The organism is Streptomyces sp. NPDC085460 (assembly GCF_044541975.1).
Classification (GTDB): Bacteria; Actinomycetota; Actinomycetes; order Streptomycetales; family Streptomycetaceae; genus Streptomyces.
This window is the reverse complement of the sequence record NZ_JBITTO010000009.1, coordinates 86,171-101,625: the sequence shown is the minus strand read 5'-3', so window position 1 is coordinate 101,625 and position 15,455 is coordinate 86,171. Positions and strand designations below refer to the sequence as shown.

Annotated in this window: 11 protein-coding genes; 1 reads left to right on the top strand and 10 read right to left on the bottom strand. The window is 74.4% G+C overall.

What is annotated here, in order from left to right; translation table 11 throughout:
* The first annotated feature begins 40 nt into the window (after positions 1–40).
* Positions 41–1,741 (top strand): flavin monoamine oxidase family protein, encoded by a 1,701-nt coding sequence (locus ACIGHB_RS23840; protein ID WP_399915758.1) that lies wholly within the window; start codon positions 41–43, stop codon positions 1,739–1,741.
* A gap of 57 nt (positions 1,742–1,798) precedes the next feature.
* Here ACIGHB_RS23840 and ACIGHB_RS23835 read toward each other — a convergent pair whose 3' ends face one another.
* The 10 genes from ACIGHB_RS23835 to ACIGHB_RS23790 all read right to left on the bottom strand — a co-directional run bounded on the left by ACIGHB_RS23835 (position 1,799) and on the right by ACIGHB_RS23790 (position 15,455).
* Positions 1,799–2,506, bottom strand: a complete 708-nt coding sequence (locus ACIGHB_RS23835) for a DUF5995 family protein (RefSeq protein ID WP_360317822.1) — start codon at positions 2,504–2,506, stop codon at positions 1,799–1,801.
* Between the two features lie 129 nt (positions 2,507–2,635).
* Positions 2,636–4,042: an asparagine synthase-related protein gene (locus ACIGHB_RS23830; RefSeq protein ID WP_399915755.1), complete on the bottom strand. Its 1,407-nt coding sequence runs from the start codon at positions 4,040–4,042 to the stop codon at positions 2,636–2,638.
* Positions 4,043–4,092: 50 nt separating this feature from the next.
* Positions 4,093–4,605, bottom strand: a complete 513-nt coding sequence (locus ACIGHB_RS23825) for a peroxiredoxin-like family protein (protein WP_360317818.1) — start codon at positions 4,603–4,605, stop codon at positions 4,093–4,095.
* A gap of 99 nt (positions 4,606–4,704) precedes the next feature.
* Positions 4,705–5,409, bottom strand: coding sequence for a 4'-phosphopantetheinyl transferase (locus tag ACIGHB_RS23820; RefSeq protein WP_399916123.1), 705 nt, complete (start codon positions 5,407–5,409; stop codon positions 4,705–4,707).
* Complete coding sequence (locus ACIGHB_RS23815; RefSeq protein ID WP_399915753.1) at positions 5,409–6,242, bottom strand: TauD/TfdA family dioxygenase; 834 nt, start codon at positions 6,240–6,242, stop codon at positions 5,409–5,411. Before ACIGHB_RS23815 ends, ACIGHB_RS23820 begins: the two co-directional genes overlap by 1 nt.
* Complete coding sequence (locus tag ACIGHB_RS23810; RefSeq protein WP_391081797.1) at positions 6,226–6,531, bottom strand: phosphopantetheine-binding protein; 306 nt, start codon at positions 6,529–6,531, stop codon at positions 6,226–6,228. Before ACIGHB_RS23810 ends, ACIGHB_RS23815 begins: the two co-directional genes overlap by 17 nt.
* Complete coding sequence (locus ACIGHB_RS23805) at positions 6,518–10,516, bottom strand: amino acid adenylation domain-containing protein (RefSeq protein ID WP_399915750.1); 3,999 nt, start codon at positions 10,514–10,516, stop codon at positions 6,518–6,520. Before ACIGHB_RS23805 ends, ACIGHB_RS23810 begins: the two co-directional genes overlap by 14 nt.
* Before the next feature lies 1 nt (position 10,517).
* Positions 10,518–11,729 carry an alanine racemase gene (locus ACIGHB_RS23800; protein ID WP_399915748.1) on the bottom strand — a complete coding sequence of 404 codons (1,212 nt, stop codon included), beginning with the start codon at positions 11,727–11,729 and terminating at the stop codon, positions 10,518–10,520.
* The gene (locus ACIGHB_RS23795; protein ID WP_399915746.1) at positions 11,719–14,784 is read right to left on the bottom strand and encodes an AMP-binding protein; all 3,066 of its coding nucleotides are present in this window, start codon (positions 14,782–14,784) and stop codon (positions 11,719–11,721) included. Before ACIGHB_RS23795 ends, ACIGHB_RS23800 begins: the two co-directional genes overlap by 11 nt.
* Positions 14,781–15,455 carry an FMN-binding negative transcriptional regulator gene (locus ACIGHB_RS23790; protein ID WP_360317807.1) on the bottom strand — a complete coding sequence of 225 codons (675 nt, stop codon included), beginning with the start codon at positions 15,453–15,455 and terminating at the stop codon, positions 14,781–14,783. The genes ACIGHB_RS23795 and ACIGHB_RS23790 overlap by 4 nt, the downstream gene beginning before the upstream one ends.

Genomic DNA, 15,455 nt, shown 5'->3' with positions numbered 1-15,455 from the left:
TCACTTCCCGCCCCACCCCCGTGCTAGGAGTCCGTACCCCATGACGTCCACCGTGCCCAACGCCGTCGAGCACGCCGACGAGCAGCAGCCGCCGATCACCATGTTCGGCCCGGACTTCCCGTACGCGTACGACGACTTCCTGGCGCACCCGGCCGGCCTCGGCCAGATACCCGCGACCGAGCACGGCGCCGAGGTCGCGGTCGTCGGCGGCGGCCTGTCCGGCATCATCGCCGCGTACGAGCTGATGAAGATGGGCCTCAAGCCCGTCGTCTACGAGGCCGACCAGATCGGCGGCCGGCTCCGCACGGTGGGCTTCGAGGGCCCGGAGACCGAGGGGCTGACGGCGGAGATGGGCGCCATGCGCTTCCCGCCCTCCTCCACCGCGCTCCAGCACTACATCGACCTCGTCGGCCTGACGACCTCGCCGTTCCCGAACCCGCTGGCCGAGGCCACCCCCTCGACCGTGGTCGACCTCAAGGGCGAGTCGCACTACGCCGAGACCGTCGACGACCTGCCGCAGGTCTACCGCGACGTCGCCGCCGCCTGGAACAAGTGCCTCGACGAGGGCGCCGACTTCTCCGACATGAACCGGGCGATGCGCGAGCGCGACGTCCCCCGGATCCGCGAGATCTGGTCGCGGCTCGTCGAGAAGCTCGACAACCAGACCTTCTACGGCTTCCTCTGCGACTCCGAGGCGTTCAAGTCCTTCCGGCACCGCGAGATCTTCGGCCAGGTCGGCTTCGGCACCGGCGGCTGGGACACCGACTTCCCCAACTCCATCCTGGAGATCCTCCGGGTCGTCTACACCGAGGCGGACGACCACCACCGCGGCATCGTCGGCGGCTCGCAGCAGCTGCCGCTGCGCCTGTGGGAGCGCGAGCCGGAGAAGATCGTCCACTGGGCGCAGGGCACCTCGCTGGCCTCCCTGCACGACGGCGGGCTCCCGAAGCCGGCCGTGACCCGGCTGACCCGCGCGGCCGGCAACCGGATCACCGTCACCGACTCCTCCGGCGACATCCGCACCTACCAGGCGGCGATCTTCACCGCCCAGTCGTGGATGCTGCTGTCCAAGATCGCCTGCGACGACTCGCTCTTCCCGATCGACCACTGGACGGCGATCGAGCGCACGCACTACATGGAGTCCTCGAAGCTCTTCGTGCCGGTGGACCGGCCGTTCTGGCTGGACAAGGACGAGGAGACGGGCCGGGACGTCATGTCGATGACGCTCACCGACCGGATGACCCGCGGCACGTACCTGCTGGACGACGGCCCGGACAAGCCGGCCGTCATCTGCCTCTCGTACACGTGGTGCGACGACAGCCTCAAGTGGCTGCCGCTCTCCGCCAACGAGCGGATGGAGGTCATGCTGAAGTCGCTCGGCGAGATCTACCCGAAGGTCGACATCCGGAAGCACATCATCGGCAACCCGGTGACGGTCTCCTGGGAGAACGAGCCCTACTTCATGGGCGCCTTCAAGGCCAACCTGCCGGGCCACTACCGCTACCAGCGGCGCCTCTTCACCCACTTCATGCAGGACCGCCTGCCCGAGGACAAGCGGGGCATCTTCCTCGCCGGCGACGACATCTCGTGGACGGCCGGCTGGGCCGAGGGCGCGGTCCAGACGGCGCTCAACGCGGTGTGGGGCGTGATGCACCACTTCGGCGGCGCGACCGACGGCACGAACCCGGGCCCGGGCGACGTCTACGAGGAGATCGCCCCGGTCGAGCTGCCGGAGGACTGAGTCCGTCCGGGCCGGGGCCGGATCCGTACGGGTTCGGGCCGGGGGCCCGTACGGGGCTCAGGGCCTGGACAGGGGCGTGAGCAGCATCCGCCCCACCAGGCCCACCGAGCGGTCGAGCCGCTCGGTGAACTCGCCCGCGAGACCGGGCAGCGCCCGCAGCTGCCACAGGGAGCGGGCGGCCAGCCAGGCCCCGTCGCGGGCCCGGTCCAGGCTCCAGCAGCCGAGCAGATGCGTCAGCGGGTCCGCGATCTCCAGGAGGTCCGGGCCCGGCATCAGTTCCTCGCGGATCCGCTCCTCAAGGAGGACGAGGACGTCACCGACCCGGTCGAACTCGTCCTCCAGGTCGGCGGGACCGCACTCCAGGGTGGCGCAGGTGTCGACCACGGCGAGGGCCAGGTCGTGCCCGATGTGGGCGTTGATCCCGGCGAGCGCGAACTGGAGCGGGGTCACCCCGGGGTGGCGGCGGTAGTGGAAGAGGGGCCGCCAGCAGGCCGGGCCCGGGACGCCGGAGGTGTGGGCGTCGACGGCGGCGAGGTACCGCTCGGCGAACCGCACGTCCAGGGTGGCGGCCGCCCGCCGGTCCTCGAAGGCGCCCGCCTCGATGGCGTGGCCGATCTCCTCGGTGACGGTCAGGTACACCCGGTTGAAGACGGCGACCCCGTCGGCCGGGTGCCAGGCCGCCCGCAGCGACCGCATCCGGTCCACCACGGGGTCGACCGCCACGAACTGCCCGATGCGTTCTTCCGTCCACTGGGTCTGCGCCATGGGGGCAGACTTCCAGGCGCGGGGCCCGGGAGGGAGTCTCCCGGGCCGGGCTTCGCCGGAACGGGCGAACGGTCCCGGCTCTTCGCCGTGTCGCCGCGGCTCTTCTCGTACGAGCGGTGGTCTGCCCCCTCAGCGGGAGCGGACCGCGCGGAGGGCGCCCTCGAAGAGCTCCCAGGGGTCCGCGGGATCGAGCTCGCCCCGCGCCGCCCGGTCCAGGAGCCCGGCGAAACAGGCCAGGTAGACGGCCTGCCGGTCCTGGGTGCCGGTCTCCTTCTCCAGGCGCCGCGCCACACCGTCCTGGAGACCGCCGCCGTGGTGGACGGCGATCTTCTTGCGCCACGCGATCGGCTCGGGGACGCGGCGGCCCATCGCCGTGCGCAGGTGGTACTTCTCCCGGCCCTCACGGACCTTGCACTCGGGGGTGGTCTCCAGCGCGACCCGCATCACCGGCCACGCCCAGAAGGGATGCCGGGTGGTCGTGCCGTACGCGAGCGGCATCCGGTTGGACAGCTCGTTGCTGCGGCGGGTGCGGTCGACCGCCGACAGGACCTGCTCGATCAGGTCGTCGCGATGGTCGAAGGGGCGGTAGAGGCCGGCGTTGACGAGGTCGCTGCCGTAGCCGGTCAGCAGGACCCTGTCCGCCGGGACCGCGCCGAGCCGCTGCACCGTCGTGGCGGTCAGCGCGACCTCGACCACCTCGGCGTCGGCCAGTCCCAGCCAGCGGACGGTCTCCGGTATCGAGGCGATGATCTGGTCCTCGGTCAGGTGGACGGGTTCGAGACCGATGCCGAGCTCCGCGCACAGCTCGGCCGCGTCCTCCAGCTCGTCGCCCCACGGGCTCGCCACGCTGTACGGGGTGACGGGGAGCCCCGCGCGGGCCGCCAGATAGGTCACCGTCCCGGAGTCGATGCCCCCGGACAGCAGCGTGGCGTACCCGGTGCCCTCCGGAGCGGCCGCGTCGACGCGCGCGATCTCCGCCGCCAGCGCCTCCAGCTGCGCCTCGCCCGCGGCCAGCGGGTCGTCCCGGTGCGGGGTGCGGAAGTCCGCCAGGACGTCGTGCTCGTCGCCCGCCTCCGTGAGCCAGTGCCCGCCGGTGCGGCGCGTCCGCTGCACGGTGGCGTGCCGCAGCCGGAGCACGCCGTCCAGCAGCGTGCCGCTCTCGTGGACGGGGCCGGCGCCGAGGAAGCGGACGGGCAGGCCGAGCGAGGGCAGCACCAGCGGGGCGAGGAACAGGTCCGTGAAGTAGGCGAAGAGGCCCCTCGAACGGTTGGCCGCGTAGTAGACGGGGTTCTCGTTGAGCGCCGAGACGCGGACGGTGACGGCGTCCGGCTCGACGCGCAGGGTCGAGGCGGCGCCGCGGGAGTCGGGGTCCAGCGTGGCGACGTCGACGGTGAACGGCGGGTTCTCGGGCAGGCGTACTCCCTCGGGACCGCGGTGGTACACGGTCAGGTCGCCGAGGTCGGCGGTCTGCGCGAGGTGTCCGAGGTCGGGGAGGGAGACGTTGGTGACGACGCACCACTTGCTGACGGGAGTCATGTTCTGGCCTTCGGGGTGAGGTGGCGCGGACGGGGAAGCGGCGGAGGTGCTCACACCTCGCCCCGGGCCGGGTAGTCGTTCTCGTTGATCCACCGGACGGTCTCGACGACCTCGTCCAGGTGAGGGCGCAGGAAGGGCATCGACGTCCGCACCGCCGCGTACAGGGTGCCGTCGGGACGGACCAGGAACAGGCCCGGCTCACTGAACTCGTCCGGATTGCCCTCGTTGATCGCCTTCGACCGGTACAGGCCCCACTCCCGCATGGCCTCCGCGCTCAGCCCGTACCCGAGGGGCACGCGGGTGAGGTCCCACTCCGCGACGGCCCGCTCGGCGCGGTCGATCCCGTCGCCGCTCACCGCGACGACCGAGGTCACCCCGACCTCGGCCAGCGCGGGCACGAGGGCGTCGAGTTCCGTGATGTGGGCGCGGCACAGGGGGCAGTGCACGCCCCGGTAGAAGACCACGAGGGTGAAGCTCTCGGGCCGCTGGTCGGCGAGGACCCAGCGGCCGCCGCCGACCAGGGGGACGTCGAGGGCGGGCGCGGGCTGTCGGGGCTTGAGCATCGTGGACTCCTGTACGGGACGGGACGGGGCGGGGCGGGAAGTGGGGGAAGGGGGATCCGGCGCGTCGCGCGGGAGCGCGCACCGGTGGGGGAGGCCGGGTCAGGGCGCGGTCGGGCCCGGGGGCCGGGTCCGGGAGGCGGCGGGGGAGTCCGCCGGCACCGAGACGGCCGTGAGCAGCAGGCCGCGCCGCACGGCCCACACCCCCCGGAAGAGGGTCGGCGAGGGAGGGCCCGCCGGGGCAGCGGGCCGGTTCAGGGCCGCCGTGAAGGACCGGGCGGGCCCGTCGAAGGTCACCGTCACGTCCTCGAAACCGAGCCAGCCGCCGGTGAGCGGATGCCATGCCTTGTAGACGCTCTCCTTCGCGCTGAACACCAGCCGGTCCCAGCACACGTCGGGCTCGGTATCCATCAACTCGGCGAGATGCAGGCGTTCCTGGCGGCTCGTCACCCTTTCCAGCGGCCCGCCGCCGATCGGCTGGTTCGGCTCCGCGTCCAGGCCGACGCTCAGCACCGCGTCGGACCGGGCCACCACGGCGGCCCGGTACCCGGCGCAGTGCGTCATGCTGCCGACCGTCGACGCCGGCCACACCGGGGCGCCCCGGGGGCCGCGCGGAATCGGTCCCGGAGCCTCGCCGAGCCGTGCCAGGGCGGCCCGCGCGCAGGCGCGGGTCGTGGCGAACTCGCGGCGCCTTCCGGGCACGGCCCCGGCCACGTACCGCTCCTCCTCCTCGAAGAGCGGCACCGGGCCGGCCGGGTCGCCGAAGACCTCGGCGACCACGTGCGGGGCGGGCAGCAGGTCCTCCATCACCGTGCCGGGGCCGCCTCGGACAGGGTGAGCTGGCCGCGGAAGAGCACCCGGGTGCCTCCCTCCCCGATGGCGGTACGGCCGTGCAGCGTCCGCTGGTTGTCGATGACCAGCAGGTCGCCGACCTGCCAGCGGTGGGTGTAGGCGTAGCGCTCGGAGCGCAGGAAGGCGTCGAGCTCCGCGAAGAACCGGTCGGAGCCGGCGGGGTCCATCCCCTTCACCCGGATCTCCCAGGACCGCTGGTCCACGTCCTGGGGGAAGGCGGTGGTGAGGTTCAGGGACTTCACCCGCCCGTAGTCACGGGTGGTCGGGATCGTGTACCAGTCGTCGGGGACGGTCGGGAAGTAGCCCCGCTCCCTCACCAGGTACTCGAACTCGTGCGCGTCGAGGACGCGGCGGAGGTGCCCGGGCATCTCCCGCCAGGCCGTCAGCTGGTCGCTGACGTACGTCTCGCCGGAACCGGGGGCGTCCGAGAACTCCGCCGCGTAGAGGACGATCAGGTCGACCTGCTCGCCGACGAGGAGGCCGTCGGTGTGCAGCGGCAGCGGGCCGCGGCCCGTCACGACCTTCCCCTTGTCGCGGGAGGCGTCGAGCTTGAGGAGGTCGGCCTGCCCCTCGCCGAACTTGTGGTCGACCGTGTCGCCGAGGGAGCGGACGAGGAGCTTGAAGGCGTCCTCGTCGAGGTCGAGGCCCCGGACCAGGACGCAGCCGCTCGCGAGCGCGGCCTCCTTGGCGCGTGCGGCCAGGTCCCCGACGGTGTCGCCGGAGGTCCAGGGGACGAGCGCGCCCATTCCCGAGGGGGTCAGCCGCTGGTACTCATCGGTCGCGGACATCGTCGGTTCCTTCCGTGGGTGGTGCGTCGTCCGCTCGGCCGGTGGGGCCGGCGGTTCCCGCGCCGCGTACGATCTCCGCCTCCAGGCGGGACACCGTGACCGGGGCCGCGAACAGCGCCTCCAGGTCCAGGTCGACGTCGAAGCGGTCCTCCAGCGCGGACAGGATCTGGATCAGGGCGGCCGAATTGACGCCGTGGCCGACCAGATCCGCGCCGGGACCGGCGAGCGGGGGGTATCCATGGGCGTCCAGCTCCGCGAGCACGGCCGCGCGTACGTCAGGCAAGGTCATCGCTCTTCACTCCTTCGATCGCGTCCCTGACCCGCCCCGTGTTGGCGCCCGTGAGGACGGCGAAGTGCCCGCCGGCCAGCACCGGGCTCTCCTCGCGGCGGGCGTACCGGCCCCAGGCGCCGGGGTCGCCCTCGGCGGGGCCGTCCCCGGCGCGGAACTCCACCAGGGGGACGGTGAGGGCGGCCGGGGTCCAGTCGCGCAGCAGGGTCATGTTCTGGCGGTAGACGGCGAACCGGGTGGCGAGCACCGGGTCCCGGGACAGCTCCCCGGCGTCGAGCCGTACGCCGCCGGTCTCCCGGATGTCCCTGAGGAACCCGGCGAGCAGCGACTCCTCGCCCCCGGCGGCGGTCCCGCCGCCGCGCGACGCCGGGGAGACGGGGGTGTCGATGACGACCACGCGCGCCACCGGCGCCTCGGAGACCCGCGCGGCCTCGTGGGCCAGCGCGCCGCCGAACGACCACCCCGCGAACACCAGGGGCACCGCGTCGGACGGCACCCGGCCGGCCAGCTCCGCGAGGCAGCGCCGGGCGAGCCCGGACAGCCCGCCGCCGGTGCCCTCCGCCAGCGGCGCGTCGAGGCCCACCAGGTGCACGTCGATGTCGTCGGCGAGTTCCCCGACCAGGCCCGCGTAGCAGGACACCCCGCCGCCCACCGGCGGGAAGAGGACGAGCCGCAGACGGGGAGCGGCACTGGAGCGCGGCTGGTACGTCCAGATCCCGGAGCCGCCCGAGGCGCGGGGCCGGCGGCAGAGGGCGGCCAGGCCCGCGACCGTCGGGGCGGTCATGAACGCGCCGAACGGCACGTCGTGCCCGTACCGGCTCCGCAGCACCGAGAGGAGCCGGATCGCGTCGTACGAGCTCCCGCCCGCGGCGAAGAAGGACTCTCCGCGCGGGGCCTCGCCCAGCACCTCCTGCCAGCAGGCCGCGACCTCGTGGCTCAGCACGTCCCGCTCCGCCACGGGCGCCTCGGTCGTCCCGGCCGTGTCGGGCGCCTCGGCCGTGTCGCTGTCGTCCCAGGGGAGTTCTTCGAGCCGGCGACGGTCCAGTTTCCCGTTGCCGTTCAGCGGCAGCTCGTCCAGGGCGAGCAGCGCCTCGGGGATCATGTAGGAGGGCACGGCGTTCCCGAGCGCCGTGAGCACGTCCTGCCGCCAGCCGGCCGGCGCGTCCCCGTCGAGGGTGACGCAGGCGACGAGCCGCCTGCGCCGGCCGCCGTCCCGGACGGCGACGGCGCACCGGCCGACCCCGGGCACCTTCTCGATCAGGTGCTCGATCTCGCCCAGCTCCACCCGGTGCCCGTTCAGCTTCACCTGGCTGTCGGTGCGCCCCAGGAACTCCACGACGCCGCCCGGGTGACGGCGGCCACGGTCCCCGGTGCGGTAGAGCCGCCCGTACACCGGGTCGTCGCCGAACGCGGCGGCGGTCTTCACGGGATCGTTCGCGTAGCCGTCGGCCACGCCCGCTCCGGCGATGTGGATCTCGCCGATCTGCCAGTCCGGGCACTCACCGCGCTCGGCGTCGAGGACGAGGATCTCCTGGCCCGGCAGGGCCCTGCCATAGGGGATCGACCGCCCGTCGGCGTCCGCCTCCTCGACGCGGTGGAAGACGGACCAGATGGAGCCCTCGGTCGCACCGCCGAGGGAGCAGACCTCGGCCTCCGGCGCCAGGCGCCGCAGCGCCGCCGGCAGCGTCAGGGGAATCCAGTCGCCGCTCAGCAGGAAGGCCCGCACGGTCGGGACGGCGGCCCGCTCCTCCGCCAGCAGGGACGCCAGCGCGGGGGCGGAGTTCCACAGGGTCACCCCGTGGCGCTCGATCAGCCCCGCCCACCGCGCGGGGTTCTTGGCGCTCTCCTCCGAGAGCATCACCACGGAGCCGCCGCGCACCAGGGGGCCGAAGACGTCGTACACGGAGAGGTCGAAGCCGGCCGAGGAGACGGAGAGCACCCGGTCCGCCTCGGTGACGCCGAACTCCGCGTTCACCGCGTCGATGGTGTTCAGGACCGCCGTGTGGGAGATCACCACGCCCTTGGGCTCGCCCGTCGAGCCCGACGTGAAGATGACGTAGGCGGTGGGGTGGGGCGCGGCGGCCGGTCGCGGGGTGCCCGACGCGGTCCCGCGCGCGGGGAGCGCCAGCGGGCGCACCCCGCGCTCCGCCCAGCGCGCGTCCTCCGCGGGGCCGCCGGCGGTGACGGCGAAGCGTACGGCTCCGCGGCGGGCGATGCCGTCGAGGCGCCCGTCGGGCGTGGCGTGGTCCAGCGGGACGTACGTACAGCCGGCGAGCAGGCTGCCGAGCATCGCGACGACCTGGCCGCGTCCCCGGGGCAGGTGGACGGCGACCCGGTCGCCGGGGCGCGCCCCGGCGTCCAGGAGCGACTGGGCGAGCGCGTGGGCCTGTCCGGTCAGCTCGGCGTAGCTGAGGGTGCCCCGCTCGTCGTGGACGGCGGGCGCGTCGGGCCGGTCGGCCGCACACCGCAGGACGCGCTGGTGGAGGGTGTCGGCGGGGGGCGCGGCCTTGGTGGGCGTCCGCTGTGACCGGGGCTCCGGGGAGCGGGCCGGGAGCCGCGTCCAGTGCTCGCCGGACGCGGCGAGCTCGTGGACGAACTCCTCGCACCGCGCCACGAAGTCCTCGGCGAAGCCGTCGTCGAAGCAGTCCGTCCGCCAGTCGAAGCCCAGCCGTACGGTGCCGTCGGACTCCCTGACGACCTGGTGGTCGATCAGTACCTGGGGCACCCGCAGCTGGACGTCGTCCCAGCGGCGGCGCAGACCGAGGGCGGCCTCGCGCGCGCTGTCGACGTCGAGCGCCGTGAACGCGAAGGGGTGGGCGAGCCGTCGCAGATCGGCGGCGGGGTCCGCGAGCCGGGCGATCTCGGCGCCGCTCAGCGAGCCGTGCATGGCCTGGCCGAGATACCGGCTCTGGACGGTCCTGGCGAGGTCCAGGAAGCTCTGCCCGGTCGTCCCGGGTATCTCCAGCGGCATCGTGCTGCCCCGGTTCCCGAGGGAGGAGGCGACCACGGGGCCCGTGTGACGCGAGTGCAGGACGGTGACGGTGTGGGGCGACCCGCCGCCGAGCCTGCCGAGGACGGCGCCGTAGGCCGCGAGGTAGACCATGGAGGGGGTGAGCGCGTGGTGGCCGGCGAGCGCGTCGATCCGCGCCGCCGTGGCCGGGGCGAGGGTGATCACGCGATGGGAGACCGCCGGCCCCGCGGAACGCCACGCGGGCCGCAGCGGCAGCTCGGCGGCGTCGGGGAGTTCCGCCGCCCGCGCGCGCCAGAACCGCTCGTCGCGTGCGGAACGGTCACGGCGGGGCGCGGGCCGCACGCCGCCGGCGGGGGCGGGGTGCGGGGAGGTCGGTATGGTGCTCGGGGTGGGGTGGCCGGAGGCCGGTACGGCGCTCGGGGCGGCGTGCGGGGAGGCCGGTACGGTGATCGGAGCGGGGTCCATGGAGGCCGGTACGGTGATCGGGGCGGCGTCCGTGGAGGCCCGGTCGCCCGGTTCGTCCCCGGCCGTCACCAGCTCCGTGAGGAACACGCCGAGCGACGCCGCGTCCATCAGCCACAGGGCGTACACCAGATGGAGCCTGGCCCGGTGGGCCGAGCGTACGACGGACACCTCGAACTGCGGCCAGTCGCCGAAGGCGAACGCGTCGGAGGTACAGGCCCGGCGGACCTTGTCGTCGGCCGCGTCGAAGTCGGCGTCGTCGACCCAGCGGAGGCGGGCGTCGACGTCCCGTGCGACGTCCTCGGCCAGCTCCGTGAGGGAGAGGTCGGCGGCCTTGCGCAGACGCAGGACGGTGTTGTCCCGGACGAGCCGGCGCAGCCGGTCCCCGATCCCGGCCGCCTTGTCCGGGTCGAGGTCGCAGCTCAGGTAGTAGCGGGCCGGCCCGCTGAGTTCGAGGCCGTCCTGGCCGCCGACCAGGTAGGCGCGCTGGATCGGGCTCAGCCGCTCCCGCGCGCGGGCGCCGCCGGTTCCCCGCGGAGTGGTGTCACTCATGTCAGAAGACGATCTCTCTCACCTTGTCGCGGCTCAGGAATCCGCCGGGGCTGAAGCTCGGTCCGTACGCGCCCACGCCGGGGAACAGGAGCAGGTCGCCGGGCTCCACCTCGGGCAGCTCGATGTCCTCGGCCAGCACGTCGAGCTGGGAGCAGAGCGGGCCCGTCACATGGACGTGGCGGACCGTCGGCCGCCCCTCCCCGCCCACCACGCGGACGCGGAGCTCGCCCCGGTCGCCGCCGGACAGCAGGCGGCTCGCGAGGAGGAGGTCGTTCATCCCGGCGTCGACGAGGACGTACCTGCGGTCGCCGATCGTCTTGGTGTCGAGGACGGTGGTCAGCAGGCTGCCGGCCGGGCCCGCGAGGGACCGCCCGTACTCGCAGACGAGCGGCAGCCGTCCGCCGTCCGCCTCCGGAGCCCGGTGGGCGTCCTCCGTCTCCGGAGTCCGGTGGGCGTCCTCCGTCTCCGACAGCCGGGACCAGTCGACGGCGGGGTCGCGGTCGCGCCACCGCATCGCGATGCCGCCGCCGATGGAGACGAGGTCGAGGGTGAGGCCGAACCGTTCGACGACCGCCCGCGCGCGCTCCGTCACCGCCTTCCGGGCGGCGAGGACGACCTCGGGGTCGCTGTACTGGGAGCCCCAGAACAGCTGGAGGCCCCGGATCGTCACGGGCGAGGCGCGCAGCGTGCCGACCACCTCGGCCAGATCCTCCTCGGCCACCCCGAACTGGTTCGGCGAGGGGTCGGCGTCCGGAGTCCGGCCCGGGTAGGGGACGTTGAGCCGGATCACGCCGTGCCCGGCCACCCCGAGTTCGCGGGCCGTCTCGGCGAACAGGTCGGCCTGGCGCGGCGATTCGACCGTCACCGCGACGCCGGCGGCCAGGGCCGCCGCCGCCTCCGTCCGGGACTTCGCCGGACCGGTGAACAGCACCCTGTCCGGCGGCGTCCCGGCGTTCAGCGCCGTCTCCATCTCGGCGAGCGAGCAGACGTCGAAGCCGTCCACCAGCGGCGCCAGCGCGTTGACGACCCCGGGGTACGGATTGGCCTTCAGCGAGTAGTAGAGGCCGGCCCCCCGGGGCGAGGCCGCGCGGACCCGCGCCACGGCGTCGCCCAGCGCCGACCGGCTGTAGGCGTACACCGGTGTCCGGCCCGCCCGGTGGACGAGGAGCCGTGCCTCGGCGTCGGTGGGTACGGCCGTCGTCTCATCGTTCATGCGGATCTCCCCCTGCGTCGCACAGTGCCGCGAGGACGGCCGCGTGGACCCGGTCGATCACATCGGGCCGGGCCACGGCGATCCCCCGCCGGTAGTAGTAGGTCAGCGCCAGCTCGCCCGCCGACATCTGGAGTTCGCCCTGGAGCTGGTAGCGCAGCGACCTGCCGAGCGACCGGGGCCGCCAGGACCCGAGGTCGCGGGCGCGCAGGCCGCGCGGTCCCGGGTGCTGGTTGAAGAGCACCGTCGACAGGGGGAAGCACTCCGCGCCGGCGAGGCCCAGGTCCTCGGCCCGCTGGTCGAACTCCCAGGCGCTGTGGTCCGCGCCGGCCTCCAGCTGCCGGGCGAACTCGCCCGCGCGCTCGGTGAGGTCCCCCGCGTCCCGGGCGCGGACGACGAGCTGGCTCGTGAACATGCCGGCGGTGCCGGGCCGCACGCCCTCCCGCACCTGGACGGGAACGACGAGGGTCAGCGGGCCGAGCCCGAAGGTCCGGGCGACGGCCCGCTCGAAGGCGGCCAGCACCACGGCGAAGACCGAGACCCCGTGTGCCCCCGCGATCCGGTGGGCGGCCCGGGTGCCGGTGACGCCGAAGGGGCGCGAGACCAGCTCGCCGGCGCGCGCCTCCTCGCCGGCGGCCTCCGGCAGCTCGATCTGGCCGGCGCCCTGGAGGAGTTCCCGCCAGTACGCGGCCTCCGGACCCCGCCCGTCCGCGACCCGCGCGGTCGCCCGGCAGTAGTCCCGGAAGCCGTGCGGCGGCGGGGCGGGGCCGACGGGCTTCGCCGCCAGCAGGGACCGGAGCTCGCCGGTGATCAGGTCCAGGCTCAGCCCGTCGACGAACAGGTGGTGGGCGACGACGAGGACGGAGGTCGTGTCGTCACCGGGGACGACGACCACCCTGAGCGGAGGAGGGTCGGTGGGGTCGATCAGCTCCGACACCGCCCGGACGCGGGCCTCCTGGACCCGTGCGCGGTGCCCGCCCCCCGCCGGGTCGCCGGCGCCGGTGCGCTCGTGGACCGCGACCGGGCAGCGCACTTCGGCGGCCTCGCGGTGGAGCTGGTGGCGCCGGTCCGCCGTCAGGGAGAGCCTGAGGACGTCGTGGCGGGCGACGAGGGCGTCGACCGCCTTCTCCACGTCGGCTCGGGACACGGTCGCCGCGACCCGGATCTCGCGGGAGATGTTGCACCAGTCGGCGTTCCCGTCCGCCATGCAGAGGGCCATGTACGCCCGCTGACGGGCCGACAGGGGAAGGACGCCGGAGCCGTCGGAGGTGCCCGGGCGGGGCTCGGGGGCCGCGACGGCGGACGCGACGGGGCCGCGGGCACGCTCGATCGCCCGGCTCAGGGCGTCGACGTCCCGGTGGGCGAAGCAGTCCCGCACCGAGAGGTCCACGCCGTACCGCCGGTTCACCTCCAGAACGAACTCCATCATGTCCAGCGAGGTCAGCCCCGCGTCGACGAAGGAGACCGGGGAAGCGGGGGCGGCGGCGAGGCCGAGGAGTCCGCGCAGTGTCCCGGCGACGTCCATGGCGCTGCCGGCGCCCTGAGACTCGCGGGGCGACGCGTCCGGGGCCGACGCGGCCAGCGCCATCCGGTCGACCTTTCCGCTGCGCAGCAGCGGGAACGCGCCGCGCAGATGAACGGCGGGCCGGGGCAGCCGCAGCCGTCGGGCCGTCTCCTCCACCAGGGCGCGCAGCGGCTCCGTCCCGGCGCCGGTGGGGTCGTCCACGGCCAGGAAGACGTGCGGGCCCTGCCGGTCGACGACGACGCACTGCCGGACGCCGGGCAGTTCCTCGACCTCGTCGACGAAACGGTGGTACGAGACCCGCCGGCCGGAGACCTTCAGGTCGTTCCCGAGGCGGCCGGTCACCACCAGCTCGCCCCGGGTGGTGAGGTATCCGCTGTCGCCGGTGCGCAGCACGGGCTCCATGGGAGCGACGCGGAACGTCCCCGGTTCCTCGCCGTCGCCCTCGGCCAGGGTGCCGAGCGCCGGCGCGGTCGAGGTGATGAGCACCTCGCCGCGTCCCTCGGCGTCGGGCCGGTCGATGGTGACGCGGACGCCCGGACGGGCGGAGCCGACGGGCACGCCCTCCTCGGGAGCGTCCCCGGTGCCCCGGACACCCCGCCGGAACAGCTGCGCGAGGGTGCCCTCGGTCATCCCGTACAGGTTCACGAACTCGGCGCCGGGCGCGAGCGCGCGCCACTCCTCGGCCACCCGTGCCGGAAGGACCTCGCCGGCGAAGAAGCCCAGGCGCAGGTGGTCGAGGCGGGCCGACTCCGCGCCCAGGACGCCGGCGACCCGCCGCGCGAGCGAGGGGACGAGGAAGGCGAGGGTCGCCCCGCTGCGCACCAGATGGTCCGCGAGGGCCCTCAGGTCCAGCTGGGCGTCGACCTCGGGCAGCGCGAGCCGGCCGCCCACGGCCAGGACGGCCAGGAGTTCGCGCAGCGAGGGGTCGAAGTTGACCCGGGTGACGGCGGCGCAGACGTCCGTGCTCCGGAGGCCGAACTCGGTGACGAACCACGACAGGAACGCGCCGAGCCCGGCGCGGCTGCCCACCACCGCCTTCGGGACGCCCGTCGAACCGGACGTGGGGATGAGATAGCCGGCGTCGGGGGCCGCGTGGCGCCGGACGGGCCGGGTGCGGTGCCGGGCGGGGAGGTCGAGGAGGACACGGCCGGTGGAGGACTCCAGCACCCACTCGTCCGGGGCGCCGACGCCCCGGTAGTGGGCCGCCGGGGACACGTCGCTGCTCAGGACGGCCGAGGGGGCGGCGATCCGCTCGGCCCACGCGTACTGGCCGGCCTCCATGCCGGAGTCGACCGGGACGGGGACGGCGCCGCTGCGCAGCGCCGCCAGGAGCCCGACGACGTAGGCCGGGCTCAGCGGGCCGAGCACGAGCACGTGGGTGCCCGCCGCGCCGCGCTCCCCGAGGGCGCGCGCCAGCGTGTCGACGGCGGAGGCGAGTCCGGCGTACGTCAGCCGCTCCCCGCACCATTCGACGGCGATCCGGTCGCTCGGCGGGAGGGCGAGCAGCCGGCCGAGCCGGTCCTCCACGCTCATGAGGCGGAGCGGTCCGGACCCGCGGTGGGCGGGGCGGGAGTGGGGTCCGCATCCGCGGTGGGCGGGGCGAGGGTGAGGTCCGCCAGCTCGCGGCGGGCGCTGTCGCCGGCGGACCGCAGGGCGTCGGCCAGGCTCTCCATGCCGTCCTTGCCCTGGTTCAGCCGGAAGCACGAGGTGAGGCGCAGGTCGAGCAGGCGGTAGCCGACGATGTGCTTCAGATACTCCTCGGAGAGGTGCGCGGGGATCTCGTCCAGGGTCCAGGTGGACCCGGGGACGGCGTCCCCCTGGAGCCGGTCGATCAGCACCTCGACGTCGGCGCGCTTGCGGGTGTCGTCGCTGAGTTCGAGCCGGCCGGAGATCTCCACCGCGCAGTAGAGCCAGGTGGGGATGCGGCTGCGGGTGCCGAACCACTCGGCGGGGACGTACGTGTCGGGGCCGAGCACGGTGATCGTGGCGGGGGCCCCGGTCTCGAAGACGGCCGACATGCCGTTGGCGCGGGCCACGTGCCCCGCGACGAAGAGTTCGCCGTCCGCGGTCTCGCGCAGGTCGATGGGGAGCGGCGAGGTGAAGACCTCTCCGGCGTGGTGGGTGGCCAGCACTCCGAACGACTTGGCCCGGACGAAGTCGCGCATGGCCGGCAGGGGCAGGCTGAACTGCTCTTTGGTGTACAC

Excerpts from the sequence above, each read along its gene's own strand:
- ACIGHB_RS23840 (WP_399915758.1), top strand. The coding sequence starts at position 41 with ATGACGTCCACCGTGCCCAACGCCGTCGAGCACGCCGACGAGCAGCAG.
- ACIGHB_RS23835 (WP_360317822.1), bottom strand. The coding sequence starts at position 2,506 with ATGGCGCAGACCCAGTGGACGGAAGAACGCATCGGGCAGTTCGTGGCG.
- ACIGHB_RS23830 (WP_399915755.1), bottom strand. The coding sequence starts at position 4,042 with ATGACTCCCGTCAGCAAGTGGTGCGTCGTCACCAACGTCTCCCTCCCC.
- ACIGHB_RS23825 (WP_360317818.1), bottom strand. The coding sequence starts at position 4,605 with ATGCTCAAGCCCCGACAGCCCGCGCCCGCCCTCGACGTCCCCCTGGTC.
- ACIGHB_RS23820 (WP_399916123.1), bottom strand. The coding sequence starts at position 5,409 with ATGGAGGACCTGCTGCCCGCCCCGCACGTGGTCGCCGAGGTCTTCGGC.
- ACIGHB_RS23815 (WP_399915753.1), bottom strand. The coding sequence starts at position 6,242 with ATGTCCGCGACCGATGAGTACCAGCGGCTGACCCCCTCGGGAATGGGC.
- ACIGHB_RS23810 (WP_391081797.1), bottom strand. The coding sequence starts at position 6,531 with ATGACCTTGCCTGACGTACGCGCGGCCGTGCTCGCGGAGCTGGACGCC.
- ACIGHB_RS23805 (WP_399915750.1), bottom strand. The coding sequence starts at position 10,516 with ATGAGTGACACCACTCCGCGGGGAACCGGCGGCGCCCGCGCGCGGGAG.
- ACIGHB_RS23800 (WP_399915748.1), bottom strand. The coding sequence starts at position 11,729 with ATGAACGATGAGACGACGGCCGTACCCACCGACGCCGAGGCACGGCTC.
- ACIGHB_RS23795 (WP_399915746.1), bottom strand. The coding sequence starts at position 14,784 with ATGAGCGTGGAGGACCGGCTCGGCCGGCTGCTCGCCCTCCCGCCGAGC.